Here is a 26900-nt window from a genome sequence, read left to right on the forward strand (position 1 = left end):
TTATTCCTTCTCTGCGGTTTCTATAATAACTTCTGTGGTCACCAGTGCATCAGTATGCGAAATTGAAACGTGAGCTGCACCGGTATAGGGTTGTTTGGTAATAACTGGTTTACCTAGTGAATCATCAAGAATTTCAATATCATGGAGACCAATCTTACCTAAACCTGTTCCATATGCCTTAGAATAAGATTCTTTTGCGGAAAAGCGACCGGCCAAATATTCCATTTGAAATTTTTGATTCGTTGTTTGATGAAAAACAGCCAATTCTTTCTCTGTTAAAACTTTCTCTGCGAAACGCTGATTGCGTTGATAAGCTTGGGTAATTCGTGGAATATCTGTCAGATCAATTCCAATCCCATAAATCATTTGAACACATCCTTTTCTCTTCTTTTCTATCATAAGCGAAATGTTCAAATTAGTAAAATTTAACCTTTTCAAAACAAGATGAAATCAATTCATCTAAAGTTATTGGAATGAGTTAAGGCTAATCGCATTATTTTCTCAGCATGGTCAGCCAAATTTAGGTATAAAAAAACCAAGACGAAGATTCGTCTTGGTTAAGATTACACTTTTTAATTAAGCATTAGGATTCTTGCGAATTGTAAAGTTACGCTTGTTTGAAGAATGACGTTTAGAATCTGAGTTGCGGTTTGAATCGTGTTTACGACCAGAATTACGGTTGTTGCGATCACGATCATTACGATTCCGTGAACCACCGTTACCATGGCGATCATGTGAATAGCCATGACGATTACCATTACCACGATAACCACCACGACTCTTGCCATGATTGCTACGAGAAGATTTACGTCCTGGTAATGGACGTTCAGGAGCAATATGAACAGGGACCTCATTAGCGTCTTTAATTAATGACTTCAACAAAGCAGCGGCTAATTCTTCAGGTGAATATTTTGCTAATAATTCTTGAGCGGGTCCTTCAAAACGTTCAGTACCGCTCTTAGCGACTAATTCATCAATCGTTTGGTTAGCCATTTGTACTTGACCATGGAAAGCTTCTTTAGCAGTTGCAGGTTTAAGTGGTGTCATGCGAACACGAGTTAATTCTTCAATGGCATGTAAGTAAGACATTTCGTTAGGTGCAACGAAAGTTACGGCAACACCCTTGGCACCAGCACGGCCAGTACGACCAATACGGTGAACGTAACTATCTTGGTCTTGCGGAATATCATAGTTGTAAACATGAGTTACACCAGAAATATCCAAACCACGCGCAGCAACATCAGTTGCCACTAAGAATTGTAATTCGCCGTTCTTGAATTGGCGTAAAACGCTCATCCGTTTTTGTTGTGTTAAATCACCATGGATACCTTCAGCTTTATAACCACGCGCTTGAAGACCCTTAGTTAATTCATCAACACGACGTTTAGTCCGACCGAAGATCAACGCTAATTTAGGATTTTGAACATCGAATAAACGAGTCATAATATCAAAACGTTCAAATTCTTTAGAACGAATGTAATATTGATCAATTAAATCAGCTGTTAATTCTTTAGATTTAATCTTAACAATTTTAGGACTTTGCATGAATTTCTCAGCGATACCCATGATAGCCTTAGGCATTGTTGCAGAGAAAAGTAAAGTTTGATGTTCGTTAGGAACATGGCTTAAGATACTTTCAATATCTTCAACAAAGCCCATGTCTAACATTTCATCAGCTTCATCAAGAACGATCGTGTTGATATGATCTAAACGAACAGTCCGACGATTAATATGGTCTAATAAACGACCAGGTGTTCCAACCAAAACTTGTGGTGAATCTTTTAAGTTACGGATTTGGCGACCAATGTCAGCACCACCATAAACAGCAAGTGCGCGAACATGTTTGCCGCGGCCTAAACGAGAAACTTCTTCTTGAGTTTGAACAGCTAATTCACGAGTTGGTGAGATAACCAGCGCTTGAATATGATGTTCGTTCATATCAACTTTTTGAATAATTGGTAATGAAAAGGCAGCAGTTTTACCAGTACCAGTTTGGGCCTGACCAATAACGTCATCGCCACCTAATACCAAGGGAATTGTTTGTTCTTGAATTGGCGTTGCTTCAGTAAAGCCCGCCTTTTCGATTGCAGTCAACAGTTGTTCATCTAAATTAAGTTCTGAAAATTTCAAAAAATATCCTCCTATGTTCTGAAAAAAACAATCACATCACAGAAGGTTTTCATTACTTATTCACTAAGTCTGCCTGCAATCACTTTTTTCAATAACACTGTCTTAACAGCGTTCCTAATATATTACCATTATTTAAGACGAATCACAAGCAGAACGTTTGATTATGTTTTCTGAAAAGCGCCTTAATATTTGCAAATATTGGTCTAACTGGCTAGTAGCTATAAAACAAAAAAGCCAAGACAAAATTGTCTTGACTTCTCTTTTTTACATTAAGCCAGCTAACACACGATCAAAATGCATGCCGTTGCTAGCCTTTAACAAAACTAAATCTGCAGCTGTTACATCAGCGCGTAAATCTTCAATCAACTGTTCTTGTTGATTTTGATCATAGTAATGTAAATTGTCAGCTGAATAGCGCGATTGCAAGGCTTGGTACAAATAAGCCATATCTGGACCATATAAGTAAACCTGTTCAATCTCATCCGGTGTTAAATCAGTTGCTAAGCCAGCATGAAGTTCGCCGGATTTCTCGCCTAATTCTAGCATATCGCCCAGAACGACAATATGGTGGCCTTCTGTTGTAACTTCTTTAAAACTCTGCAAAACTTCATGAACAGCTGTCGGATTAGAATTATAAACATCACTTAAAATCATCGTACCTGACTGACCCTGCAACCATTGATTGCGATTTGCCGTTGGTTGGAATGTTGCCAAAGCCTTAGCCATATCGGCAGGCTTAATGTGGAAACGCCGACCAACTGCTAAAGCAGCCAACGCATTTAAGACGTTAAATTCTCCCATCATTGGAATTGAGAATGTAATTTCCGGCCATTTATTAACCGTGAATTCTGATTGTTCTGAACCGAGTTTCATTGACGTTTGATAAAGATAATTATGATCTTCAAAACCAAATGTCAACGGTTCCCATTTCTCTGCACGCGCAGTTAACAATGGTTCATCACCATTAATAATTAAAGTGCCATCTTCTTTTAACCCTGAAGTGATTTCCATTTTAGCATCGGCAATCTTATCGCGTGTACCAAAGAATTCAATATGGGCTTCACCAATCATGGTAATAACAGCAATATCAGGTTCAACCATATCACTTAAAAATGTCAGTTGGCCAAAATGATCCATTCCCATTTCCACAACCAGTACTTCAGTGTTGGTCTCCATACCTAAAATAGTTAAAGGAACACCGATTTCATTATTGTGATTACCTTGGGTTTTAGCTGTATTATTTTGTGTTGCTAGCACTGCTGCAACCATATCTTTCGTGGTTGTCTTACCATTACTACCAGTAACAGCTACAACCTTTGGATTAACTTTTATTAAATAATACTTAGCTAACCCTTGTAGGGCTGCCAATGGATCGTCAACTTCAACAACCGAAATATTATCAGGACGATTATCATGGCCAGTTTGCCAAAAAGTTGCAGAAGCACCGTTACTTTGAGCATTACCAACAAAATCATGACCATCACGCTGACCAGCTAAAGGCACAAACAAGCTTCCTTGAGTTGCCTTGCGACTATCAATGGCAATGTTATCGATAATAATGTTTTTAAATTGTGCTACTTGATCTTCTGAAACTACTGCGCCAACCGCCTGCGCAATTTCGGCTAATGTCATTTTCATTAATTTGGGACCTCACTGTCATTTACTTATGAACTTGTTGAAGCTTAGAAGTTTGCTGAAATTTGACTTTTTACTTCAAACTCAGCAATACCTAATTGAATTAATTGATCGATTAATTCTGCATAGCTAACGCCACTTGCTTGCCATAAATAGGGATACATCGAGAACTTAGTGAAACCTGGCAATGTTTGAATTTCATTTAAGTAAACTGCACCAGCTTCATCTAAGAAGAAATCTGCGCGTGTTAAGCCAGTTGCACCAACCGCATTGAAAGCTAAGATTGAATATTTCTGAACGGCTGCCAATTGTTCTGGCGTAATGCTTGCAGGGATAATTAACTTCGTTGAACCGTCAACGAATTTCGATTCAAAATCATAAAATTCTTGCTTCTTACCAATTTCACCAGCAATAGAAGCTTTAGGATTCTCATTGCCCAAAACTCCAACTGCTAATTCACGAGCATTAACAATACCTTTTTCAACGATAACCCGATCATCATACTTGAAGGCTAAGTCTAATGCTGCTTTTAAGTCATCACTAGCATCGACCTTAGTAATCCCAATACTTGAACCACCATTTGCTGGTTTAACGTAAACAGGGAAGCCTAATTTAGTTGCAATCTTTTCGTGAACAGCTTCAACATTGTTTTCGTCTTGGTAATGAGCTGCTAAAACCGCAACGTATGGTACTTGAGGAATACCAAATTCATCAAAGATAATTTTGGACATAATCTTATCCATAGCAACGGCACTTGCACGAATACCAGCACCAACGTAAGGAACATTTAAGACTTCAAGCAAACCTTGAATGGTACCATCTTCACCGAACGTTCCGTGAATCATTGGAAAAACAACAGCATCTTTAGCGTTAGCCAATTCTTCTAACTGGAATTTAGTGCCTAAAGAATGCTCAGGCTCCTTGCGCCAACCAGCTTCGTTTGCAACGTCCAATTTAAGTGCTTGGTCGTTAGGAACTGGTTCTGTGATTGGTAATCCTTTGATAAATTCACCTGCACGTGTGATATAAACTGGAATAACCTCATATTTATGATAGTCAATCGCCTCAAGTGCGGAATGCGTGCTCATAATTGTCACGTCATGTTCTGCTGTACGTCCACCGTACATAAAGTATAATTTCATCTGCGTGATGTCCTCCTAAAAATACAAATTTTGATTTAACTCCCGAGTAAATGAACCTTTATTTTAATCCAAAACTTAAGACAAAATCAAGATATTCTTAAGATTGTCATCAATATTTCATAACGTTACAACTTTCTAATCATCAGCTATTAAAAGTCTAAATCTGAGACTTAACTCATCAAAGCACAAAATCTCATTAATACCATTCTACCTTTTTAGTCGATTTAAGCCAACAAAAAACAGCATCTGTCTGAGCAGATGCTGTCGATATCAGTGTTTAATTAATTTCGCGCGTTGAAAAACGAACCCAAATTAAATTAATAAAGACTAAAATCGTTGAGGAAATAAAAACGCCGCTATAACCAAAACCACCAGAAACAACGGAACCTAACATTGGACCAATAACATTTCCCGTCGCTTGAAACGACTGATTGTAACTAAAAATACGGCCTGTTACTTCATGAGGTGCATTCTTAGCTAACAATGTCTGGACCTGCGGCAATAATGCTGCATCGACAATTCCTACGAAGAAACGCAAGATGCCCAATTGCCAAACGTTTTGAACAAAGGCCTGTGGGAAGTAGACAAGTAAGCCCAATAATAATCCGAAGAATAGAATCTTTTGCGTACCAATGCGATCACCTAGTGCGCCGAATCGAGGTGCAGCAATTAACGTGGCAATTCCTGGAATAGACGCAATCACACCACTAATAATATTTAGGCTACTGGTATGCCCGACTAACTGACGCACGTATAAACTTAAAATTGGGTTAATCGAATTATTGGAAGCCTGGACAATTAATGTTGTGACAAACATGCCAATAATAACTTCAGGATGTTTTAACTCGGAAAATAACGTACGCATTGATTGCTGAGCATCTCGCGCAATCGGTGTAAATTTCTCGTGAACCCCAAAAACAGTTAGGAAGAAAACCAAAAATAGCACTGAACCTGTGATAAAGAAAGTTACTCGATAGCCAAAAGCCGTCGCAACAATACCACCCAATAATGGTCCTAAAAGCGTCCCTGTGACGCTGCCAGTCGTTAAAGTACCCAATGCTTGTCCACTATGTTCAACTGGCGTTTGCGTCGCAATCAGCGCGTTAGAATTACTAATATAGCCGGAAAAAACACCTTGCAAGAACCGTAGAGCAACTAATTGGTAAACATTAGTGACCAGTCCCATTAACGCAATGACAATAGCCATGCCCAATGATGCACGCATTAGCATCAATTTACGACCCTTTTTATCCGCTAACTTACCCCACATTGGTGAAACTATTGCAGTCACCAAAAAGGTTGATGAAAAAGTAACCCCACTCCATAAATTCAACTGAGTAGTTGTATATTTCCCCAAAGAATCAATATATAAGGACATAAAGGGGGTAATTAAACTAAAACCAATCCCAACCATAAAACAACCGAACCACAAAATGCGTAAATTTTGTTGCCATTGTGGCAGGCGCTTTTTTGTTTTACTCATTATTTAAAACCATCCGATCTCATTAAACCAACACTAACTCTAGTTATTTCCTAGTCTCAATTACTTAAATCTTATTATAGACCAATTTTGATACAACAAAAAAGGATTTGGGATAAAAATCCCAAATCCTTTTTAGAAAACAAGAAAAAGTTTTGACTACTTTTTGTTTTCGTCCGTGAAACCATATTTCTTGTTGAAACGATCGACACGACCATCGGCTTGAGTAAACTTTTGTTTACCAGTGTAGAATGGGTGAGAATCTGAAGTAACTTCCACACGGATCAATGGATATTCTTTACCTTCAAATTCAACCGTTTCATTAGATGTTTTGGTTGAACCAGCAACAAATTTATAACCTGTAGCTGAATCCATAAATACTACTTCATGATAATCTGGATGAATTCCTTGTTTCATTTTACCTAACTCCTTTTCCCTAATATATTTGCTATATTAGAGTCCAATTCGACAAATCACTAACAATTAATAATTTTAACATGACCAATGTCATTTTACAATGCTTTTTTTTCAGCAACAACGGGATCTACTGCCGAATTTGCATCAACAACATCAGCTTCATCAGCCATTTCAACATTAGCGCCTAAATTAGTGAGTTTCATAATAACTCGATCATAGCCACGCAAGATATTCTCGACTTTATGAATTGTTGTTGTGCCTTCTGCCATTAAACCAGCAATCATCAAGGCTGCTCCTGCGCGAATCTCATCTGCAGTAACGTCTGTGCCTTGTAATTGATCAGTATGATGTAACAAAATAATATCATTTTCAACTGTGATATTAGCGCCCATTCGTACCAATTCTGGGACGTGACGAACACGTTTAGGATAAATGGTATCAACAATCATACCTTCACCTTGTGCTTTTAACAATAATGGTGTAATTGGTTGTTGCAAGTCAGTTGCAAAACCTGGATATGGCATTGTTTTAACGGTTACCATCTTGAGGTCACCCGTTGGATAAACATAAATGCTATCTTCGTTGACATCAAAATGAACACCAATTTCTTCCATTTTAGCTAAGAAAGAATCCAAATGTTCGCTGATAATGTTCTTAACAGTCACACCATTACCAATAGCTGCAGCCATTGACAAATAAGTTCCTGCTTCGATTCGATCAGGAATAATAGTGTGCGAATTTCGTGCATATAAGTGTGGAACACCTTCAATACGAATTGTATCAGTTCCGGCACCACGAATCTTAGCACCCATATTATTTAAGAAGGTTGCTAAATCAATAATTTCAGGCTCTTTAGCTACGTTTTCAATGATAGTTGTACCTGTTGCACGCACGGCAGCTAAAATAACATTAATTGTCGCGCCAACAGAGACCATATCAAAATAAATACGTGCGCCATGCAACCCTTCATCAGGTGCTTGAATAAACATCGCACCACGCTCATTACTAACACGAGCACCTAAGGCTTCAAACCCCTTGATATGTTGATCAATTGGCCGAGGACCAATATCATCGCCACCAGGCATCCCAACAATCGCCTTACCGAAGCGCCCTAATAAAGCCCCCATAAAATAATATGAGGCCCGTAGACTCTTAATTTTGCCATTAGGTAATGGCTTAGATACAATCTGTGTTGGATCAATTTCTAGACAAGTCTCATTAAGTTCTGAAGAGACATTCATATCATCAAGAATGGCTCTTAAATTCTTAACGTCTTGGATCAAAGGAACACCATCAAGTTGAACCTTAGACTCAGAAAGAATGGAGGCTGGTATCAATGCAACTGTACTATTTTTAGCACCACCGATAACCACTTCACCAGATAGTGGTTTTCCACCATGGATAATCATTTTTTTCATGTGGCAGGTTCCTTTATCATCATGTAATTAATTATTATTTGATTGGCTAATATGAAACGGCAAATAAGAATAATTCTTATCTCGAATAATTAAGTAGGCTCTTGCGAAACACAGGCGCTACCAATAACTATCATATAGAATTCTCTGTGAAAAAACAAGCTATAATTCAACATCTGTTGAAAAGTTTCACAACAAAATTGACAGATTAATAGAATTAATTATACAAAAACACCGTCAATAATCCAACTTGAATTTTTGACGGTGTTTGGCTATTCATCAGCAAAACGGCTGAAAATTACTTCTCAGCTTTTTCCCAAGGATGTTCTGGCAAGTCAGACGCAGCCTTAACAAAAGCTTTGAATAAACCTTCTGGTCGCATTGGACGTGATAAGAATTCTGGATGATATTGAGCTGCCACAAAGAATTTCTTCTCTGGCAATTCAACAATTTCAACTAAACGGTTGTCAGGTGAAACGCCTGAGAATACAAACCCTTTAGCGGCCATTTCATCACGGTATTTATTATTAAATTCATAACGATGACGATGACGTTCTTGAATAACACTTTGATTATCATAAGCAGCAGCAGCAACTGAACCCGGCTTCAACTTGCAAGGATAAGCGCCTAAACGTAAAGTACCACCAATGTTTTCAACGCCTTCTTGATCAGCCATTAGATCAATAATGTTGTGTTTAGTATCAGGATTAACTTCTGTTGTATCTGCATCAGCATAGCCTAGAACATCGCGAGCAAATTCAACACAGGCCATTTGCATACCTAAACAAATACCTAAGAATGGAATATTGTTTTCTCGAGCATATTTGATCGTAGCAATCTTACCTTCAAGACCACGATTACCAAAACCACCAGGCACGATAATACCTTGAGTGTCGCCGAGATAGTCTGCAACATTATCATCAGTAATATCTTCTGCTTGAACTTTGACAAGTTCAATATCTGAATCAAACACATAACCGGCATGTTTTAAAGCTTCTGCAACAGAAATATAAGCATCTTGCAATTCAACATACTTACCAATTAAAGTAATTTTAGTTTTGTGAGTTAAGTTTTGAACACGGTGTTCTAATTGTTGCCATTCGGTCATATCTGCTTTTGGTGTATCTAAATGCAAATAATCGCAAACAATTTGATCCATATTTTGTTTTTGCAAGTTCAATGGAATTGAATACAATGTTTTAACATCCAATGATTCAATAACTGCTTCAGGATCAACATCACAGAAATTAGCAATCTTATTGCGCATTTCTTGAGTAATGGGTTGTTCCGTACGAACAACCAAAATATTAGGTTGAATACCTAAGCTACGTAATTCTTTAACACTATGTTGTGTTGGCTTAGTCTTCATTTCACCAGCAGCACGCAAATAAGGAATTAAAGTTGCATGAATGTAAATAACATTTTCAGCACCAACTTCAGCCTTCATTTGGCGTAATGCTTCCAGATATGGTAATGATTCAATATCACCAACCGTCCCACCAACTTCAGTAATAATAACATCAGAGTCAGTAGTGTTAGCAGCACGCATAATGCGATCTTTAATCATATCGGTGATATGAGGAATAACTTGAACAGTTGCACCATTGTAATCACCACGACGTTCACGCCGAATGACTTCAGAATAAACTTTACCAGTTGTCACGTTGGAGTATCGATTAAGATCATTATCGACAAAACGCTCGTAGTGACCTAAATCCAAATCGGTTTCAGCACCATCATTGGTAACAAATACCTCACCATGTTGGTAAGGGTTCATCGTTCCGGGGTCAACGTTGATATAGGGATCGAATTTTTGCATCGTTACTTTTAAGCCTCTGTTCTTTAACAAACGGCCAAGTGATGCAGCAACGATACCCTTACCTAATGAAGAAACAACGCCACCGGTTACGAAAATATACTTTGTCATTTTGACACTCCTTTATAAGTTGTAAAAATCAGGGATAAAACAAAACAAAGTCTCCTATTCAATGAATAGGAGACTTAATGCGATTGACTTTACATTGTAAAGTGCCCAAAAAATATACTACAAATATTTTGAGCATTCGTCAAGTCTTTTGTATGCAGAAATATTTTCAACTAAGATCATAACGATCAAGCACGATAATTAATCTTCGTCGTCTTCCTCAGAATCATCGTCAGCTTCGTCATCATCATCGCTAAAATCAGCGTCAGTATTATCAACTAACTCATCATCATTGAATTCTGATAATTGGCCTTCGATACCATCATCGAGTTCATCACTATCGTCATCATCGTCATCATCGTCAATATTTGTCATATCGTTACTCTTGAAGACGCTGGTAATATTGGTGCTAGCGACTGTATCCTCATCTTCGTCATCGGCTGGTGCAACTAATGTATCATCATCCTCTGGATCATCATCGTTGTAGTCAATAACATCGTCATCATCAGAAACGTCAGCTAAGAATGCATTAACTTTATGGCGACGTTTCTTACGAGGAACATCTTCTTCATCTTCAGGATGGTTAACTTCTTCATCAACTGAATCGAATGGGTACCACTCACGTAAGCCCCAAACATTCTCGCCAAGTGAAATAAAGCTACCACCCTCATTTAAGTCAGTGTAGAACTGACCTAAGCGAGCGCGAATTTCTTCATCGCTTTTACCTAAATAGGTTTGAATTTGGTTAACAATATCAGCAAAGGGCATTGCTTCGCCAGACTCTACTAGAATAGCGTGAGCAACCTCAATCATTGATAGTTCGGATTTCTTCTGACCCGCAAAAATATCTAGTTGCACGGGGACACATCCTTTCAGCAATCTACTTTTTATAATACTCGATTATTATTGGAAAATCAATCGTAATTGGTATTTTCCTAGTTGATCTCGTCCACTCATTAAAAGATAATCAACTTTAATTTCACCAGCTGTTGGTTCATCTTGCAGGCGAACTTTCATCATAGTGGTGCGGGTGATAATTGGAATATTGCCATACGGTGTTTGATAAACTGTATTGATTTCATGATCAGCTGAAAAATGCAGCTGTAGACGGGTATTACCCTGACCTCGCGTCAAAATAACTAAACCATCTTCTTGTAACTTCAAAGTTACGGGCACTGTTTCGTTAGTTTCCGCATTTGTCTCGTGATAACGCAAGTACAAGGTTGACCCCATTTGGAAAAGTTGGCCCTCCTCATCAAATACATGCTGGCTAAGTTCACCATCTTGCTCAATTTGTGTCGTTAAATGAATATTGATTGGTACCGCCGTCTCAAAATCCAACACGCTGTTTCACCTCTCCCCATTAAATCAAATAATATTTTTCGTATATTTAACTCATTATAAGACATTATGCGTATTTTTTTCGAAAAAAGCACTTTTTTATTGAAAAAAAGACGACATGCTGCACAGAAAATGCCAGTTTACGTTATACTAGAAACAAAAGAAAATAATAATCGTTGCTATTACAACTAAAGCTGAATTTAATGATTCAGCGTGACGATTTGTTTAAGGAGTTGAGCTTGTGCGAAACATTGTGATGCTACCGCGTGAAAAAGTACTACGCGATCCGGTCCATAATTATATTCATGTCACTCATAAAGTTATTCTTGATTTAATTAATACACCGGAATTTCAGCGCTTACGTCGGGTTAAACAATTAGGGGCATCCTCTTTTACATTCCACGGAGCAGAGCATTCACGCTTCACCCATTCCGTCGGTGTTTACGAAATTACCCGGCAAATCTGTGATAATTTTCAACGTAATTATCCGACGCAAACACCTGGCGATGGTCTTTGGGATGATCATGAGCGTATTGTGGCGCTGTGTGCTGCCTTGTTACATGACCTCGGACACGGTCCTGAATCTCATACTTTTGAACATATCTTTGATACTGATCATGAAGCAATTACGCAAGCAATTTTAACTTCACCAGAAACACAGATAAACAAAGTCTTAAAAGAAGTCAGTCCAGAATTCCCAGAAGAAGTCGCTAGTGTGATTGGCAAAACTTACCCTAATCCTCAGGTTGTTCAAATGATCAGTAGTCAAATTGATGCTGACCGAATGGATTACTTATTACGTGATGCCTATAATACGGGCACAAAATACGGGATGTTTGATCTAACGAGAATTCTTCGAGTGATGCGTCCTTATAAAAGCGGCATCGCCTTTCAAAGTGATGGCATGCATGCCGTTGAGGATTATATTGTCTGTCGTTTCCAAATGTATCAACAAGTTTATTTCCACCCAGTTAGTCGTTCAATGGAAGTTGTCCTCAATCATTTGTTACACCGGGCAAAATACTTATATGAACACGGTCAAATGTCAGCTAGTCAGACACCAACATTACTAGTCCCTTTCCTAGAAAACAATTGGGATCTCACGAACTACCTTAAACTTGACGATGGTACCTTAACGACCTACTTTACATTGTGGCGTGACCACCCTGACGATATTTTATGTGACTTAGCCTCGCGGTTTTTGGATCGTCGTCCGTTCAAATCAGTTCGTTTCACCCCAGAAACACGTTATTTAATCCCTGACTTAACAAAATTGATTGAAGAAGCTGGTTTCAATCCGGAATATTACACAGCCATCAATGATAGTTACGATTTACCTTACGATGCCTATGATCCATCATCTAAAGAGCCAAAAACTCAAATTGAATTGATGGAACAAGACGGAACGTTGGAAGAACTCTCAACTGTTAGTCCTTTAGTAGGTGCCATTACCGGTAAAAGTACTGGGGATGAGCGTTTCTTCTTCCCTCGCGAAATGATCCATCCAGATGAGTTGCAATTATTTGAACCCTTGTATCAAAAATTCCAAAGTTATTTACACAATGACAATTTAATCGATCCACAAAATCAATTATAATTTAAGTAAATGTAAAAAGGAGCGCGTCAAATGCTTAGTGAATTTAAAGAATTTATTTCTCGTGGTAATGTCGTTGACATGGCCGTTGGTGTTTTAATAGGTGGTGCCTTTAAATCTTTGGTAACGTCCTTAACTAAAAATATTTTAAGTCCCTTATTAGGTTTATTCTCAAATTCAATCAATCTGTCTTCAATTAAGTTTTCTTTAGGCTCTGCTACTTTCACAGTCGGTAGTTTCCTTGATGATATCATTGAATTCTTGATTATGATGTTTGTTATTTTTATCATTGTCAAGACTTTCAATCGATTACGTGATTTAGCAGGACATCAAGAACCCGAAGAAGAAACACCAGCTGATGAACAATATCTTAAAGAAATCCGTGATTTATTAGCCACTCAACAAAAAAACAATGAAACTCACGATTCAGTTCAATAATATTGAACAAGATAAAAAGGTGCCAGTCATATGACTGGCACCTTTTTGATTCGCACAGATGATCATTAATGTTGTGTAAAGCGATTAACAAATAATGGACTAACTGCTTGATTTTCGTAAATACGTTTAATTGCATCCCCAATTAATGGTCCAACAGAAATTTGCGCCATCTTAGGAATCAATTTTTCTGGTGTTAATTGAATTGAGTCTGTCACAACCAACTTCTTAATTGGTGAATCAGTAATTCGTTGGATAGCTGGTCCTGACAAGACGGGATGTGTACAGCTAGCGTAAACTTCAGTTGCTCCAGCATCAACTAATGCTTGAGCAGCCAACGAAATCGTACCTGCTGTATCAATCATATCATCGATAATGATAGCTCGCTTGCCTTCAACATTACCAATAATATTCATCACTTCGGCCACGTTAGCACGAGGTCGACGTTTGTCGATGATGGCGATTGGTGTTTTTAAGAACTCAGCCAAACGCCGAGCACGACCAACACCACCATGATCTGGAGAAATAACAACTGCATCTTCATTTAACTTATTAGATAAGAAATAATCAGCAAGTAATGGTGAACCAACAAGGTGATCAACTGGAATATCAAAGAAACCTTGAATTTGTGCAGCATGTAAATCTAAGGCAACAATCCGATCAGCACCAGCACGTTGCAACATATCAGCAACTAAGCGCGCTGTAATTGGTTCACGAGCACGGGTCTTGCGATCCTGACGTGCATAGCCATAATAAGGAATCACCGCATTGATTGTTCGTGCTGATGCACGGCGTAAAGCATCAATTGTGATCAATAATTCCATCAAATTATCATTAACAGGTGCAGAAGTGGATTGAATTAAGAAAACATCATCACCACGAACACTTTCTTCAATGTTAATTTGAATCTCACCATCTGAAAAACGTGTTACAGATGATTTTCCCAATGGTACACCGACCGCAGCAGCGATTTTTTCTGCTAACGGTTTGTTAGAATTTAAGGCAAAAATTTTAAGCCCTGACTCTACGTATTTACTAGTCATCGTTTCCTCCTAATTTGACACACTAACAAGATTTTATAACCAATCAGGATCTTGAGCAAGGGGTAATTTTTGCCAATAGTTATCTTTGTTAACTTGACGGGCCCGGGCAATGGCCATTGCATGCTCTGGAACATCGTCTGTAACCGTTGAGCCAGCTGCAACGAAGCTATGTTGATCTAATTCTAAGGGTGCAACTAAATTACTATTACTACCAATAAAACTATGATCACCAACATTAGTATGGAATTTTTTAACACCGTCATAATTAACAAATACAACACCGCAACCAACGTTAATATCAGTTCCTAATGTGGCATCCCCAACATAAGACAAGTGACCCACTTTAGTGCGAGCACCAATTGTTGCATTCTTGACTTCACAGAAGTTACCAATATGTGCATCTTCACCAATAATAGCTTTAGGACGTAAATGACTATTGGGGCCAATATTAGAGCCCGTCATCATTTCTGCTTCCTCAATAGTTGAGCTGGTAATATGCACCCGATCATGAATTTTAGCGTCAACTAGTTCTGAGTGCGAACCAATAACACAGTCTGCGCCAATTTCAGTATGTCCCCTTAGGTTAACGTCACCTTCAACTAACGTATCAGCGCCAATTTTAACATCGATATCGATGTGAGCCGTTTTAGGATCAATTAAAGTGACGCCATTACGCATATGTTGTTCATTAATGCGTTGTTGCATGATTTCAGTTGCAACGGATAACGCAACCCGGTCATTAACACCTAGTGATTCAGTAAAATCTGGTGTTTGATAAGCAGCAACAATGCCGCCAGCGTCTTTAATGATTTGAATAACATCTGTTAAATAATACTCACCTTGCGCATTTTGATTTGTAACTTGATGCAAAGCGTTAAATAATGTTTGATTATCAAAACAGAAAACGCCAGTGTTAATTTCGTGAACAGCAGCTTCTTCTTTACTGGCATCTTTTTGTTCAACGATTCGTTCAACAATCCCTAAATCGTTACGAATAATTCGACCATAACCAGTAGGATCATCAGCATTGGCTGTTAAAATTGTTGCCTTAGCGCCTTTAGCTTGATGATAAGCAAATAGTTTTTCAAAAGTTTGCGTCGTCAAAAGTGGTGTATCACCGTTAACAACTAAGGTCATACCTTCTTTAGTTCCTAATTGTGCTTCAGCCTGTAAAACGGCGTGACCAGTCCCTAATTGCGCTTCTTGAAAAGCGTAAGCACTACGATCACCTAATAATTCTTCAACAGCTTCAGCTCCGTGGCCGACAACGGTCACAATTTGTTCAGGATTAGCCAATTCAACTTGGGTAATCACATGATCAACCATGGCGCGACCACAAACTTGATGTAATACCTTATAAAGTTTAGATTTCATCCGCGTACCCTGACCAGCAGCCAGGACAATCGCATAACGACTCGACATAATAAACTTCCCTTCGTCTATACCAATTAACTCATTCACACCATTAATAATAACTTACCAAAAAAGGAAACTCAATAGAAAACGCCAAGCAAGCGCCTTCGTTATCCTAATCTACAAAAAAGACTAATATTGCACGCAATATTAGTCTTTTTTCTATAAGTAACATTGAACCTAATCAGCATTTTCAGCCGTTGTTATTAACTGTAACTTTTCTAAATAATTACCTGGCTGAACGAGAATCTGATCAGTTTGGGTATTAATTTCTGTTACTTCTAATAATGATGTATAGTCTTGAACAGCACGCTTGCCACTAAACGCGGTCTCGGCAAAAACGGTAATCCCAACTAAATGAGCATTAAATTCCTTGATCAAATCATGCATCCCATGAATCGTACCGCCGCCTTTCATGAAGTCATCAACAATGACCACATTGGCACCATCTGACAAACTGCGCTTAGACAATTCCATCTTTTGCACGCGATCAGATGAACCTGAAACGTAATTCACACTAACGGTAGCTCCTTCGGTAATTTTAGGATCACGACGAGCAACCACAAACGGCACTCCTAAATAGTTAGCAGTACTTTGCGCGATGGGGATTCCCTTAGTTGCCACAGTCATCACAGCATCAACTTTTTCTTCAGAGTACTGCGCCGCAATTAAGCGACCAATTATTTTTAAATAATTGGGTGTACCTAAAAGATCTGACAAATACAAATAACCACCAGGTAATAAACGATTGCTATCGGCCATTTTTTCGGCCATTAACTCTAAGAAATCTCGAGCTAAGGGTTCACTAATACCTGGTAAATACTCTACCCCACCAGCTGCACCAGGCAATGTGCGAACAACGCCCAACCCTTGCGCTTTAAATGCGCGTTTAATAATCACTAAATCTTCACTAATTGAAGACTTAGCAGAACCATAACGTTTTACAAAAAATGGTAAAGCAACTAATTCTCGAGGATGGTCGAGTAAGAAATTGGTCATGTCGATTAACCGATCACTACGACGAATCTTCATAAGTAACGACTCCTTATCTAATTAATAGTTTAATTTAAACCTGTTTAATAATTTAAGTGAATTTTATCTTTAAAACGAACAATCAGCATTATTTAAATATAATAAAAAGTAAATCATCAATCGCACGTTAGCACATTTTTATCCGATTACATGTGACATTTAAAGATATTATAAATGCGAATATTAAAGTGAACAATGCCACTATCTTCTAACTATCGTTCGTCTTTTAATCATAACACAAAAGTGTTCATATGCCATAAGTAAATAGCAACGACCACAAAAAAAGACCTAGGTCAAATACCAAAGTCTATTTTAGGAAATCATATTAGTTATTTGTAGTTGCTGAGTCGTTGCCATCGAATTCGATTTCAATTGACTTAGTTAGCAGATCAGTATAGCTGTATGAAACACGTTCAAAAGCATTTTCATCTTGATTCAAATCAACCACGAAAACAGCCGGATATGTTTCTTTCAACGTACCATGACGACGCGTAATCTTCTTGCGACCAGCCTGTGCAACAACAGTTAAATGTTGGCCGAGATGATCATCCAATTGATGCTTAATTGTAGCTAATGACATTGGCATATACATCCACTCCTTGTGAAACATTATATCACGAATTATCATAATTTACAACCATGCCAATGTTCGCTGCTTAATCAGATAACGCCAATAGCTGACTTTATTGCTAACCGCCATTATTTTCAATTCAGAACATTATGCAGCCACTATTTAGAACGCTTACTTGCAAAAGTTGTGAAACATGCATTACTTAGATCAATAAATTTTTGAATAGGTAACTGTTCTGCCCGCACCTGTGCCGGCAAATCTAATTCCGTAATAATTTGCGTAATTTGTTCACGTTTATCTTTACCAAATAAATTAGCCAAGTTGTTTTGCAAACTCTTGCGTCGTTGCTGAAAACTACTTTTCACGATAGTTGAAAACATTTCTGGATGATCAATCTGATAAGGCGAATGCTGATATCGTTGCAAAACCAAAACAGCAGAATCAACATTAGGTTGCGGCACAAAAGATGTTCTGGGAACAATTTGTGCTATTTCAGCCGTCATTTGCGTTTGAACATCGATACTAAGTGAACCGTAATGTTTATTGCCAGAATTAGCCGTGATTCGTTGTGCCACTTCTTTTTGCATCATTAGCACTAAGACATCTGGTTGCACTTCACCGTTAATTAAACTAAACATAATTGGTGTCGTAATATAATAAGGCAAATTAGCGACAACCTTGATTGCCCCATGATCAGGATAGTTGGCTGTTAATTCAGCCAAACTTGTTTTTAAAATATCTTGATGCACCACTTCAATATTATTGTATGGTGCTAAAGTGTCCGCCAAAATTGGCAGTAGTCGCTCATCAATTTCAACAGCAACAACTTGCTTAACACGCCGCGCCAATTGTTCAGTTAACGAGCCAATACCCGGGCCAATTTCCACAACTAAATCAGTCGGTTGTAAATCAGCAGCATCTAAAATACCGTTTAAAACAGCTTTGTTCGTTAAAAAATTCTGGCCCAAGCTCTTCTTAAATTGAAAACCGTAACGTCGTAAAATTGCTTGAGTACGGATTGGATCAGCAATATCTAGTGGTTGAATTTCGACCATTAAAGTAACCCCATTTCTGTCATGGCATCTTTTAATTCTTTAGGTGTAATTTGAAACATTTGTAACTTACGCGCCAATTGTTTGCCATTAGCATAGCCAATATGCAAATAATCACCTAATTGTTCCCGGCGTGTCTTTGCATCTACTCCAGCAATTAACCCAAGATCAGCTAAATCATTTTGTGAGATTAACGGTGCTACTTCTGCTAATGAAGCTGTTGTTAACATGTTTTTTAAGCTTGTCTTTAAAGCTTCATCTGAAGCGTGTTCAACGCCCAAGCTGCCGCGATTATGAGGGCGTGCCTCACGACGTGGTAGGAAAGCTTGTTTAGCTTGAGGAACCACTTCTAAAACTCGCTTGCGAATTTTTTCTCCATTAAAATCCGGATCCGTTAAGATCACAACATCACGAGTTTCTGCAATTTTCTCGATTTGCGCTAAAATATGCTCCGGAACAGCTGAACCTTGTGTTTCTATCGTATCAACTTCACCAAAAACTTCGCGTAGGCGCCGCGTATCATCGCGGCCCTCAACAACTATAACTTCTTTAATCATTTGCTATCCTCTAAATCAAAAACTTTTAAGGCATTACGATATGTTTGTTGAGCAATTGTCGCCGTTGGCAGACCTAGTTCTTTAGCAATTCCTTCAACAACATAACGCGTATAACCCGGTTCATTCATCTTACCGCGATAAGGTATTGGGGTCAGATAAGGCGCATCTGTCTCCACCAATAACTTATCTAAAGGCGTTTGTTTCAAACTGTCTCGCAAATAAGCTGCATTTTTGAACGTCACCACACCACTGTAAGACAAGTAAGCACCTAAGTCCAAAAAGCGTTTAACCCATTCAACCTCAGCATTAAAGCTATGCATGATAATCCGACCAGCTGGTAGTTGCGCTGCTTTTAAGATATCGTACGTATCTTGCAATGCTTCTCTGGTGTGAATTGAGACTGGTAAATCTAATTCCTTAGCAAGGGCTAATTGTTTACGAAAGACCGTTCGTTGAACATCGCGTGGCGAAGTATCCCAGTGATAGTCTAACCCAATCTCACCCACCGCAATAACCTTAGGCAATTGCAATTGCTGTCGTAACTCTTGTTCTGCAACAGCATCAAAATCCTTAGCGTCCTCAGGATGCCAGCCGATAATCGCATATAGCTGGGGGAAATCGGCCGCTAACTTTAATGCACCAGCATTTAGTTTCGTATTGGATCCTACCATGGCCATCTTAACAACGCCTAATTGTGCTGCACGTTGAACATAGGTAGCCTCTTGTCCGAGAAATGCTTCATCATTTAAATGTGTGTGTGAATCAAAAATTTTCAAACGATTACTCCTTAAATCATGATTAATCTAACTGTCATTAAGTACATCACTGGCCTCTAGATACTTTACTAAAACTGCGAAATACATTTCATTAAAAATAAAGACCACTTACATGCACAAATTGGGACAAAGCCATCGTTTTGTCCCAATTTTTAATATTAATTAACCGATTAATGAACCATTTTCGTGTTCTGGACCAACAATCGCTAACTTAACATGTCCTTCATCATCTTCAGAAGAAAGCAACATGCCGTTAGAGATTTCGCCGCGAATTTTACGTGGTTTTAAGTTCGTAACTGCCAAGACTTTTTTGCCAACTAATTGTTCAAAGTCAGGATAAAATTCTGCAATACCTGATAGGATTTGACGCTTTTCACCGTGTCCAAAATCAAGTTGGAATTTCAAGAGCTTATCGGCTTTTTTAACTTTTTCAGCAGCTAAAATTTCGCCCACTGTAATTTCGACGTGATCAAAATCATCAAACTCAATCTCTTTTTTATGTTCTTTTGCTTGCGGTTCAGCTTCTGCAGCTGGCTTTTGTTCTTTAGTCATCTCACCTTTAATATAGGCAATTTCTTCATCACGATCTAAACGTGGAAAGATCGGTGTCCCCTTCTTAACCACATGACGATCAGCTGGGAATTGACCAAAGATTGGATTAGATTCTTGTAATTCAGCCTCATTAAGACCCAATTGGTCAAAAATTTGTTTAGGCGCATGTGTCAACATTGGTTGTAGCAAGATAGCTACAATGCGTAAACTCTCAGCTAAATGACCCATGACATTAGCTAATGCAAGCTTTTGTTCAGGATCCTTAGCTAATTTCCATGGTTCAGTCTCATCAATGTACTTGTTAGCGCGACTAATTAATTGCCAAATTGCTTCTAATGCGACTGGGAATTGATAATGATCCATTGCTTCATCATATTTTTTAATAACATCAGTAGCTGTTTGAGCTAACTGTTGATCAAACTGATTATTTTTAGCTAATTCATGAGGTACTAGTCCATCCTCATACTTATTAATCATAGCAACAGTCCGATTCAACAAGTTACCTAGATCGTTAGCCAAATCAAAGTTAATCCGATCAACAAAGTCTTCAGGAGTGAAGACGCCGTCGTGACCAAACGGAAAGGCACGCATTAAGTAATAACGCAAAGCGTCAAGGCCGTAGCGTTCAACTAACATTTCTGGATAAACAACATTACCTTTAGACTTAGACATTTTACCGTCTTTCATTAATAACCAACCATGACCGTAAACTTGCTTAGGTAATGGTAAATCTAAAGCCATCAAAATAATTGGCCAATAAATCGTGTGGAAACGTACAATTTCTTTACCGACAAAATGAACATTAGCAGGCCAGTATTTATTAAAGAGGCTATCATCATCACTGCCGTAACCAAGTGCAGTAATATAGTTCAATAATGCGTCAACCCAAACATAAACCACGTGCTTAGGATTGCTAGGAATTTGTACACCCCAGTTAAAGGTTGTTCGAGACATTGCCAAGTCTTCCAAACCAGGCTTGATGAAATTATTAATCATTTCATTCTTACGTGTCTCTGGTTGGATGAATTGTGGATTTTCTTCATAATATTTCAATAAACGATCAGCATACTTGCTCATCTTAAAGAAATAAGATTCTTCACTAACCAACTGGACTTCATGACCAGATGGTGCCTTGCCGCCGATCACTTTACCATTATCATCACGGTAAACTTCTGCTAATTGAGATTCAGTGAAGTACTCTTCGTCAGAAACTGAATACCAGCCAGTATATTTACCTAAATAAACATCGCCTTGTTCAATTAAGCGTTCAACAATTTTTTGAACTGCTTTAACATGATAATCGTCAGTTGTGCGAATAAACTTATCGTTAGTGATTTCTAATGTCTGCCACAACTTTTGAATACCAGCAGCCATACCATCAACATAAGCTTGTGGTGTGATTCCTTGTGCTTCAGCCTTTTGTTCAATTTTCAGACCGTGTTCATCTGTACCTGTTAAGAAGAAAACATCGAAGCCCTTTAATCGTTTATAACGAGCCAATGAGTCGGCTGCAATAGTTGTGTAAGAATTACCAATCGTTAATTTACCTGATGGATAGTAAATAGGTGTTGTAATGTAATAAGTTGGTTTTGTCACTCAAAAAACCTCCAGCGTCTTAATTCATAGTTGCTATTATAGCACATCAAAAGTCCCGGTGAAACGCAACTTAGCAAGTCTATTTCGTCGGTAGCTATTTAATTGATTAACTAAAATAGATCAATCTGCTCACCACCAGGTCGTTGGTAATTCAGGCCTAGCAATTGGCTAAAACGTAAGGCATTATCTGCCGCATCAAAATTAGAATTATTGTTAAAAATCAGATAGTTTTTCGCTACCTGCTGACTAATCGGCCGTACTTGAGCTGCTAACTCAACCAATTCTGCGTCAGAATAACGATACAGAGTACGTCCCTGTTTAGTACCTTTACCTTTTTTAGCCCAGTTAACTGCATTACGTCCATGAAAACGCCAGAAACTTAGTTGAGGTGTTGTCACTAAGGGAACCAGCGGCACACTTTCTTCACCAATATCCGGTTCGTCAATATTAGCAATGGTGATTTGCAGTTTCGTTAACCAAGCGACTAGCTTTTGTTGATAATCAGGCTGATACCAACTACGATGCCGCAACTCTAGAAAAATCGGCAACTTCGGTAAATGTTCTCGAGCAAAGCGCAAATAATTCAATGTTGCCGAAGTTAACGTAAACGACGGCGGGAATTGTAACAATACCCCAGCTAATTTCTGTGTTCTAATTAAAGGTTCAATTGTCGTTAGGAAATTAGCAAATAATTGTTCATAAGTTTGCCCAGCAGCTAACTCAGTATGCCAAGTTAATTCACGCGGCACTTTAACAATGAAATGAAAATCAACCGGTACTTCACTGACCCATTTTTCAGTTACGCTAGGTGCCTTTAATCCATAGAAAAAAGTGTCTAACTCGACTACCGGAAACACACTGGCATACATGGGTAAAGTTGGTTTTTGTAGTTCTGGAAATAAATGGGGATGCCCACTCCAAGTTGTTAATCCAATTAAGTCCATTTTAATTCCTCTGTCTGATTTAATGATTATTCAGTAGCTACTATTATCATACCTGATCGTGAATTTTGAGAAAAGTAATCTTCATTAAGCCACACCTTCAGTTTTGTTTTTAAATGATTCGGTCATTTTGTAAGCATTTTCGTCAAAGTGCACAACAGATAAATTTGTTTTTTGTGCGACTTTTTCTAGTTATAGAAATCGTTTTCTTTTATACTGTAATCGTATTCAAAAAAGAAAGAGGTATTTCACACATGGTTAAAGTAGACTTAGATCATTTATATAAACAATATCCTAACGCAACTGACTACTCTGTTTCAGACTTCGACTTACACATTGATGATCACGAATTCATCGTCTTTGTCGGCCCTTCTGGCTGTGGTAAATCAACAACTTTACGAATGATTGCCGGTTTGGAAGACATTAGTAAAGGCGACTTAAAGATTGGTGGCAAAGTGATGAACGACGTTGCCCCTAAAGATCGTGATATCGCCATGGTATTCCAGAACTATGCCTTATATCCACATATGACTGTTTTTGATAACATGGCCTTTGGTTTGAAGTTACGTAAATATGAAAAAGCAGATATCAAACAACGGGTTGACAAAGCTGCTGAATCACTTGGCTTGACTGAATATCTTGACCGTAAGCCTGCTGCTTTATCTGGTGGTCAACGTCAGCGTGTTGCTTTAGGTCGAGCAATGGTACGTGATGCTCCTATCTTCTTAATGGACGAACCTTTGTCAAACTTGGATGCTAAGTTACGTGTTTCCATGCGTGCAGAAATTGCTAAATTACATCAAACTTTAAATACAACGACTATTTACGTTACCCATGATCAAACCGAAGCAATGACTATGGCTGACCGAATTGTTGTTATGTCAATGGGTGAAGTTCAACAAATTGGTACACCACAAGAAGTTTACGATACACCTAAGAATAAATTCGTCGCTGGATTTATGGGTTCTCCTGCTATGAACTTCTTCGATGTTCATTATGAAAATGGTATTTTAACTGATACTGGTGACAATATTCGTTTAGCTGTTCCTGAAGGACGTGCAAAAATCCTTAACGAAGATGGCTACAACGGTAAAGATTTAACTTTAGGTATTCGTCCTGAAGATATTCATACTGAAGAAGCCTTCCTTGAAACATTCCCAGATGCAGCTGTTACTGGTAAAGTTGTTGTTTCCGAATTACTTGGTGCAGAATCAATGCTTTACTTAAACTCTGGCACAACTGAATATGTTGCCAAAGTTGATGCTCGTGATTTCCATAATCCTGGTGAATCATTTACTGTTGCTTTTGACCTTAACAAGGCTCACTTCTTCGATAAAGACACAACCTTGTCTATCGTTGAAAAAGCTAAAGATGAACAACGCGTACCAAAAAATGCTTAATTAATTACCCACAAAAAAAGCTTGAGACAAATTGTCTCAAGCTTTTTTATTTAACTCTTTTAAACAAGCCGCCTGCGAATCATCCCAGAGCAATAATCTGTCAAAGTAACAGTAATAATAATGCCTAACAAAATAATTCCCACTCGTGACCAAGCCCGAGTTTGCAAAGCAAATAATAACGGCGTGCCAATACCACCAGCACCTACCATACCTAAAATAGAAGCAGAACGAACGGCAATCTCAAAACGATAAAGTGTATAAGACATAAATTCTGGCAAAACAGTTGGTAATGTCGCAAAAGTTAAAACTTGGCTGCGATTTGCGCCACTACTAATTAAAGCCTCACTGGGACCAGCATCAATATTTTCGATTGATTCGCTAAATAATTTACCCAGCATGCCAATCGAGTGAATACTAACGGCTAGAACACCAGCAAATGATCCTGGACCAACAGCTTTAATGAACATAATTGCCAGAACAATTTCTGGGAAAGTTCGGATTAAAATCAAGACAAACTTACCTGATGAAGAACGCAAATGCAGTTTAGTCTGTCCGGTACGTGCTGCCCAAAACGCAAACGGAATACTTAAGATTGCAGAAATAAAAGTTCCTAGAAAAGCCATGGCCAAAGTTTGAATAATTAAACTAATTAAATCTTCGCCACTGCCATCGTAAACGTATTGCCAATCAGGGTGAAAAATACCCGCAATAATTGAACGTGTCACCTCACCGGCAGAGGCTTTAATGCCCGTAAATTCTAATCCCGAAAAACTCCAAATGTAAATCATAACGATTAAAATTCCCCAAAACAGCCAACGTTGTTGACGTTGCTTTAATCCTGGCTGATCACGTCTCGTCATATCTATCATAATAGTCGCTCCCTTAACGTGTTACTAATGCCATCAATTACCAAGACGACTGCTAAGATTCCTAGAATAATCACAGCAGTTTGATCGTAAGCAAATTGAGATAGTGACCGTTGTAGATAAACACCAATGCCACCAGCCCCTAGGTAACCAAGTACTGTTGATGCGCGAACATTAATTTCAAAAGTATAAAGGAAATAACTAATGAAATGATTAAAGACCTGCGGCAGCACAGCAAAGTGAATCATCTGCATTTTAGTCGCACCCGCTGCTTGCAATGCCTCGAGCGGACCATCATCAATTGTTTCAATAGCTTCATAAAATAGCTTTGCAATCATCCCAAAGGAGAAGACAGCTAACGTCAGGACACCGGCCAAAGAACCAATTCCCACAATTGCAACAAACAATGCTGCCAACATTAAGTCAGGTAATGTGCGAATCAAATTCAAGATCAAACGAATTAGACCACGAGCAAAATCATTATTAATAATATTGCGAGCAGCCAATACGGAAAAAGGAATCGCCAAAAGTGTACCAATTGAAGTTCCAATTAAAGCCATCTTAATTGTCTCCACTAATGGCGCAATAACTAAGCTCAGATACTGCCAGTCTGGATGAGACATTTTTTGTAACAACGCCAGGAATTGATCAAAATTAACAAAGAATAAACCAAAATCAACTTCTGTAACTCGCGCCGACCACCAAATCAATAAAATAAAAAGTAACAAACCACCTAAAGCTTTTAAGTGATATTTTTGAACGAAACGCTGTTTAGGAATGACGTTCATGACGCCACCACCCTATCAGCTAGTTGAACGACCTTGGGTTGCTCGTAAATTGCCGCCAAATCAGCATCAGTCACATTAGCAATCGGTTGATCATAAACTAATTCACCAGCACGTAAGCCGATAATCCGATCCGCATATTTTTGAGCTAATGGGACAGAATGTAAATTAACAATGACCGTCATATTGAACTCTTCGTTTAATTTTTTTAAGTCATTCATAACTGATTCAGTCGTCAAAGGATCTAATGACGCAATCGGTTCGTCCGCTAAAATAATTTTGGGATCTTGCATAAAGGCACGCGCTATTGCGACTCGTTGTTGTTGACCACCAGATAATTGATCAGCGCGTGTATATAATTTTTCTGCTAAGCCGACCCGCTTTAAAGCATGGGCGGCTTTTTGTTTGTCTTCTTTACTAAATAATCCTAAGATACTGCGCCAAGTACCGTAGTAGCCAATTCGGCCTGATAAAACATTGCGTTGCACACTGGAACGTTTAACCAAGTTAAAATTTTGAAAAATCATGCCAATGCTGCGCCGCAATTGACGTAATTTTTTACCTTGTAGATGAATAATCGACTGCCCTTCAATCAAAATATCACCTGAAGTAATGTCATGCATGCGGTTGATTGTGCGTAACAGTGTGCTTTTACCTGCGCCGGATAACCCCACCACAACTAAAAATTCTCCTTGGGGAATCGTTAAATTAATATCTTTTAAACCTACGGTGCCATTTTTATAAATTTTGGAGACATGGTTAAATTCAATTAATGGTTGTTCTGTCATGAATAAAATCCTTTC

25 protein-coding genes are annotated in these 26900 nt (G+C 38.4%); 3 read left to right on the plus strand and 22 right to left on the minus strand.

What is annotated here, in order from left to right; translation table 11 throughout:
* From acpS to FC84_RS00140, 10 genes are all read right to left on the minus strand, one after another.
* Positions 1-366, minus strand: coding sequence for a holo-ACP synthase (gene acpS / locus FC84_RS00095; protein WP_057753497.1), 366 nt, complete (start codon positions 364-366; stop codon positions 1-3).
* A gap of 210 nt (positions 367-576) precedes the next feature.
* On the minus strand, positions 577-2130 hold the full coding sequence (gene cshA / locus FC84_RS00100; RefSeq protein WP_057753500.1) for a degradosome RNA helicase CshA: 1554 nt from the start codon (positions 2128-2130) through the stop codon (positions 577-579).
* Positions 2131-2394: 264 nt separating this feature from the next.
* Entirely contained in the window at positions 2395-3768 is a 1374-nt protein-coding gene (locus FC84_RS00105; RefSeq protein ID WP_057753503.1) for a UDP-N-acetylmuramoyl-tripeptide--D-alanyl-D-alanine ligase, read from the minus strand.
* Positions 3769-3812: 44 nt separating this feature from the next.
* Positions 3813-4907: a D-alanine--D-alanine ligase family protein gene (locus FC84_RS00110; protein WP_057753506.1), complete on the minus strand. Its 1095-nt coding sequence runs from the start codon at positions 4905-4907 to the stop codon at positions 3813-3815.
* A 277-nt stretch (positions 4908-5184) separates the two neighbouring features.
* Positions 5185-6390, minus strand: coding sequence for a multidrug efflux MFS transporter (locus tag FC84_RS00115; protein ID WP_151425832.1), 1206 nt, complete (start codon positions 6388-6390; stop codon positions 5185-5187).
* A gap of 156 nt (positions 6391-6546) precedes the next feature.
* Positions 6547-6804 (minus strand): type B 50S ribosomal protein L31, encoded by a 258-nt coding sequence (locus FC84_RS00120; RefSeq protein ID WP_057753511.1) that lies wholly within the window; start codon positions 6802-6804, stop codon positions 6547-6549.
* A 95-nt stretch (positions 6805-6899) separates the two neighbouring features.
* A complete protein-coding gene (locus FC84_RS00125) occupies positions 6900-8222 on the minus strand; it encodes a UDP-N-acetylglucosamine 1-carboxyvinyltransferase (RefSeq protein WP_057753515.1) in 1323 nt (440 codons plus the stop codon).
* A 295-nt stretch (positions 8223-8517) separates the two neighbouring features.
* Positions 8518-10146 carry a CTP synthase gene (locus FC84_RS00130; RefSeq protein ID WP_057753518.1) on the minus strand — a complete coding sequence of 543 codons (1629 nt, stop codon included), beginning with the start codon at positions 10144-10146 and terminating at the stop codon, positions 8518-8520.
* A gap of 198 nt (positions 10147-10344) precedes the next feature.
* Positions 10345-11001, minus strand: a complete 657-nt coding sequence (gene rpoE / locus FC84_RS00135; protein ID WP_057753521.1) for a DNA-directed RNA polymerase subunit delta — start codon at positions 10999-11001, stop codon at positions 10345-10347.
* A gap of 45 nt (positions 11002-11046) precedes the next feature.
* Positions 11047-11487, minus strand: a complete 441-nt coding sequence (locus FC84_RS00140; protein ID WP_225733082.1) for a YwiB family protein — start codon at positions 11485-11487, stop codon at positions 11047-11049.
* Positions 11488-11740: 253 nt separating this feature from the next.
* Here FC84_RS00140 and FC84_RS00145 point away from each other — a divergent pair, with 253 nt between their 5' ends.
* Positions 11741-13081, plus strand: coding sequence for an HD domain-containing protein (locus FC84_RS00145; RefSeq protein WP_057754234.1), 1341 nt, complete (start codon positions 11741-11743; stop codon positions 13079-13081).
* Between the two features lie 30 nt (positions 13082-13111).
* Positions 13112-13516, plus strand: a complete 405-nt coding sequence (gene mscL / locus FC84_RS00150) for a large conductance mechanosensitive channel protein MscL (protein ID WP_057753524.1) — start codon at positions 13112-13114, stop codon at positions 13514-13516.
* 65 nt (positions 13517-13581) lie between these two features.
* On the opposite strand, the gene FC84_RS00155 is transcribed toward mscL, so the two are convergent.
* The 9 genes from FC84_RS00155 to FC84_RS00195 form a co-directional block, all read right to left on the minus strand.
* Positions 13582-14556, minus strand: coding sequence for a ribose-phosphate diphosphokinase (locus FC84_RS00155; protein WP_057753527.1), 975 nt, complete (start codon positions 14554-14556; stop codon positions 13582-13584).
* A 33-nt stretch (positions 14557-14589) separates the two neighbouring features.
* Positions 14590-15978, minus strand: coding sequence for a bifunctional UDP-N-acetylglucosamine diphosphorylase/glucosamine-1-phosphate N-acetyltransferase GlmU (gene glmU / locus FC84_RS00160; RefSeq protein ID WP_057753530.1), 1389 nt, complete (start codon positions 15976-15978; stop codon positions 14590-14592).
* A gap of 171 nt (positions 15979-16149) precedes the next feature.
* Entirely contained in the window at positions 16150-17001 is an 852-nt protein-coding gene (gene purR, locus FC84_RS00165; protein WP_057753533.1) for a pur operon repressor, read from the minus strand.
* 325 nt (positions 17002-17326) lie between these two features.
* On the minus strand, positions 17327-17587 hold the full coding sequence (locus FC84_RS00170) for a Veg family protein (RefSeq protein ID WP_057753536.1): 261 nt from the start codon (positions 17585-17587) through the stop codon (positions 17327-17329).
* Positions 17588-17730: 143 nt separating this feature from the next.
* Positions 17731-18627, minus strand: a complete 897-nt coding sequence (gene rsmA / locus FC84_RS00175; protein WP_057753539.1) for a 16S rRNA (adenine(1518)-N(6)/adenine(1519)-N(6))-dimethyltransferase RsmA — start codon at positions 18625-18627, stop codon at positions 17731-17733.
* Complete coding sequence (rnmV, locus tag FC84_RS00180) at positions 18627-19181, minus strand: ribonuclease M5 (protein WP_057753542.1); 555 nt, start codon at positions 19179-19181, stop codon at positions 18627-18629. The genes rsmA and rnmV overlap by 1 nt, the downstream gene beginning before the upstream one ends.
* Positions 19178-19957 carry a TatD family hydrolase gene (locus tag FC84_RS00185; RefSeq protein ID WP_057753545.1) on the minus strand — a complete coding sequence of 260 codons (780 nt, stop codon included), beginning with the start codon at positions 19955-19957 and terminating at the stop codon, positions 19178-19180. The genes rnmV and FC84_RS00185 overlap by 4 nt, the downstream gene beginning before the upstream one ends.
* Before the next feature lie 162 nt (positions 19958-20119).
* Entirely contained in the window at positions 20120-22105 is a 1986-nt protein-coding gene (gene metG, locus FC84_RS00190) for a methionine--tRNA ligase (protein WP_057753548.1), read from the minus strand.
* A 110-nt stretch (positions 22106-22215) separates the two neighbouring features.
* A complete protein-coding gene (locus FC84_RS00195) occupies positions 22216-23049 on the minus strand; it encodes a DUF72 domain-containing protein (RefSeq protein ID WP_057753551.1) in 834 nt (277 codons plus the stop codon).
* 251 nt (positions 23050-23300) lie between these two features.
* Here FC84_RS00195 and FC84_RS00200 point away from each other — a divergent pair, with 251 nt between their 5' ends.
* Positions 23301-24446 (plus strand): ABC transporter ATP-binding protein, encoded by a 1146-nt coding sequence (locus FC84_RS00200; RefSeq protein WP_057753554.1) that lies wholly within the window; start codon positions 23301-23303, stop codon positions 24444-24446.
* A gap of 59 nt (positions 24447-24505) precedes the next feature.
* On the opposite strand, the gene phnE (FC84_RS00205) is transcribed toward FC84_RS00200, so the two are convergent.
* The 3 genes from phnE (FC84_RS00205) to phnC are packed head-to-tail and all read right to left on the minus strand — an operon-like array spanning position 24506 to position 26885.
* Positions 24506-25306: a phosphonate ABC transporter, permease protein PhnE gene (gene phnE, locus FC84_RS00205; RefSeq protein ID WP_057754236.1), complete on the minus strand. Its 801-nt coding sequence runs from the start codon at positions 25304-25306 to the stop codon at positions 24506-24508.
* A gap of 5 nt (positions 25307-25311) precedes the next feature.
* Entirely contained in the window at positions 25312-26100 is a 789-nt protein-coding gene (phnE, locus tag FC84_RS00210) for a phosphonate ABC transporter, permease protein PhnE (RefSeq protein ID WP_057753556.1), read from the minus strand.
* The gene (phnC, locus tag FC84_RS00215) at positions 26097-26885 is read right to left on the minus strand and encodes a phosphonate ABC transporter ATP-binding protein (protein ID WP_057753559.1); all 789 of its coding nucleotides are present in this window, start codon (positions 26883-26885) and stop codon (positions 26097-26099) included. Before phnC ends, phnE (FC84_RS00210) begins: the two co-directional genes overlap by 4 nt.
* Positions 26886-26900: the final 15 nt, after the last annotated feature.

Source organism: Lapidilactobacillus dextrinicus DSM 20335 (assembly GCF_001436095.1).
Classification (GTDB): Bacteria; Bacillota; Bacilli; order Lactobacillales; family Lactobacillaceae; genus Lapidilactobacillus; species Lapidilactobacillus dextrinicus.

Bases quoted from the DNA above. Each gene is read 5' to 3' on its own strand.
- acpS (WP_057753497.1), bottom strand. From the start codon at position 366: ATGATTTATGGGATTGGAATTGATCTGACAGATATTCCACGAATTACC.
- FC84_RS00105 (WP_057753503.1), bottom strand. From the start codon at position 3,768: ATGAAAATGACATTAGCCGAAATTGCGCAGGCGGTTGGCGCAGTAGTT.
- FC84_RS00110 (WP_057753506.1), bottom strand. From the start codon at position 4,907: ATGAAATTATACTTTATGTACGGTGGACGTACAGCAGAACATGACGTG.
- FC84_RS00115 (WP_151425832.1), bottom strand. From the start codon at position 6,390: ATGAGTAAAACAAAAAAGCGCCTGCCACAATGGCAACAAAATTTACGC.
- FC84_RS00120 (WP_057753511.1), bottom strand. From the start codon at position 6,804: ATGAAACAAGGAATTCATCCAGATTATCATGAAGTAGTATTTATGGAT.
- FC84_RS00125 (WP_057753515.1), bottom strand. From the start codon at position 8,222: ATGAAAAAAATGATTATCCATGGTGGAAAACCACTATCTGGTGAAGTG.
- FC84_RS00130 (WP_057753518.1), bottom strand. From the start codon at position 10,146: ATGACAAAGTATATTTTCGTAACCGGTGGCGTTGTTTCTTCATTAGGT.
- FC84_RS00145 (WP_057754234.1), top strand. From the start codon at position 11,741: ATGCTACCGCGTGAAAAAGTACTACGCGATCCGGTCCATAATTATATT.
- mscL (WP_057753524.1), top strand. From the start codon at position 13,112: ATGCTTAGTGAATTTAAAGAATTTATTTCTCGTGGTAATGTCGTTGAC.
- FC84_RS00155 (WP_057753527.1), bottom strand. From the start codon at position 14,556: ATGACTAGTAAATACGTAGAGTCAGGGCTTAAAATTTTTGCCTTAAAT.
- glmU (WP_057753530.1), bottom strand. From the start codon at position 15,978: ATGTCGAGTCGTTATGCGATTGTCCTGGCTGCTGGTCAGGGTACGCGG.
- purR (WP_057753533.1), bottom strand. From the start codon at position 17,001: ATGAAGATTCGTCGTAGTGATCGGTTAATCGACATGACCAATTTCTTA.
- FC84_RS00170 (WP_057753536.1), bottom strand. From the start codon at position 17,587: ATGCCAATGTCATTAGCTACAATTAAGCATCAATTGGATGATCATCTC.
- rsmA (WP_057753539.1), bottom strand. From the start codon at position 18,627: ATGGTCGAAATTCAACCACTAGATATTGCTGATCCAATCCGTACTCAA.
- rnmV (WP_057753542.1), bottom strand. From the start codon at position 19,181: ATGATTAAAGAAGTTATAGTTGTTGAGGGCCGCGATGATACGCGGCGC.
- FC84_RS00195 (WP_057753551.1), bottom strand. From the start codon at position 23,049: ATGGACTTAATTGGATTAACAACTTGGAGTGGGCATCCCCATTTATTT.
- FC84_RS00200 (WP_057753554.1), top strand. From the start codon at position 23,301: ATGGTTAAAGTAGACTTAGATCATTTATATAAACAATATCCTAACGCA.
- phnE (WP_057754236.1), bottom strand. From the start codon at position 25,306: ATGACGAGACGTGATCAGCCAGGATTAAAGCAACGTCAACAACGTTGG.
- phnE (WP_057753556.1), bottom strand. From the start codon at position 26,100: ATGAACGTCATTCCTAAACAGCGTTTCGTTCAAAAATATCACTTAAAA.
- phnC (WP_057753559.1), bottom strand. From the start codon at position 26,885: ATGACAGAACAACCATTAATTGAATTTAACCATGTCTCCAAAATTTAT.